The following is a 1015-nucleotide window of genomic DNA, read 5'->3' on the forward strand; positions in this document are numbered from 1 at the left end:
GTGATCTCCATGTCTTTTTCCGAGGAAAACACAATCGGGTGCTCGCTGTGGATTTCAATCCCGTCTTCTTCGTGCAGCTTGATGAAAATTTGCCCTTCCTCGCTCTCCTTTGCCGTCAGGACGAGTTCTTTTCCGCCCATCATCAGCTCTTTGCCGAAGTTGGTTCCCCAGTATTTAATGCCGGGATTCCCGGTCTTCGCGGTGCTGCCTCCGCCTTTGCGCACGGAGCTGATCGCCATGGCTCCTTCTTCCTCTGGAGTCGAGAAGTACAGCTTGACGGCGTCTCCGAGTTGCGGCATGCAGTAAAAGCCGCTGTTGCCTTCCGCTGTGTAAAACGTGGAGTACGGGAACCAGCTCGCCGTCGCTTTGGGCTGCTGCGGGTCGATGTCCAGATGGATTTTCACCGTATCCTTGCGCACGTCGATGATCCGGCCTTCCAGCGCCGCCCCGCAGATGTCCTCGTTGCGGATCGGGTTTTGCCGGATGCCGGCCTCGGGCATGAGCTGGTACGTATGCGTCAGGATGGCGTGCTGGATCGTGGTTGTTGCCTGGGCCACGACCAGCTCTTTGCCGTGGAACTGAACGCGGTCCCCTAGTTGCAAAATTTGTTCGCTCTCGACCTCATAGGAAAGAAAATCGTTTTCGCCAAGTCCGGAGGCGTATTCGTTCTCTGTCGTTTCCATATAAGGCGACAGCCTTTTTCGGACGGTAAAGTGGTGGTCCGCCACCTTCGCCGTGCGCCCCTCTGGCAAGCCAAACCAAAACTTGGGCGTCTTGGCTGCGGCTTCCGGCACGAGGACGGCTCCGAACCGCGAAGCCATGCGCTTGAGAAACTGCCAGTCTGTCTCCTGGTATTGAATCGCAATCGTTCCGAGCGGGGCTCCGTTCGAGGCGTAGTCCAAATAGTCCGAACCCGGATACGCTTTCGTGATGTCATCGAGCAGTTCGGCATACGACATTTGCTTGTTTTGAAAAGAACGCTGCTTGCGCTGGACGTCCATGCGCTGTGTGACAG

Annotated in this window: 1 pseudogene; it reads right to left on the reverse strand. The window is 56.7% G+C overall.

The annotated features are described in order from the left end of the window. Nucleotides 1-1015 (reverse strand): annotated as a pseudogene (locus EDM57_RS22915) (RHS repeat-associated core domain-containing protein); the annotation flags it as partial.

Origin of the sequence: Brevibacillus gelatini, assembly GCF_003710935.1 — a bacterium.
Lineage (GTDB): Bacteria > Bacillota > Bacilli > Brevibacillales > Brevibacillaceae > Brevibacillus > Brevibacillus gelatini.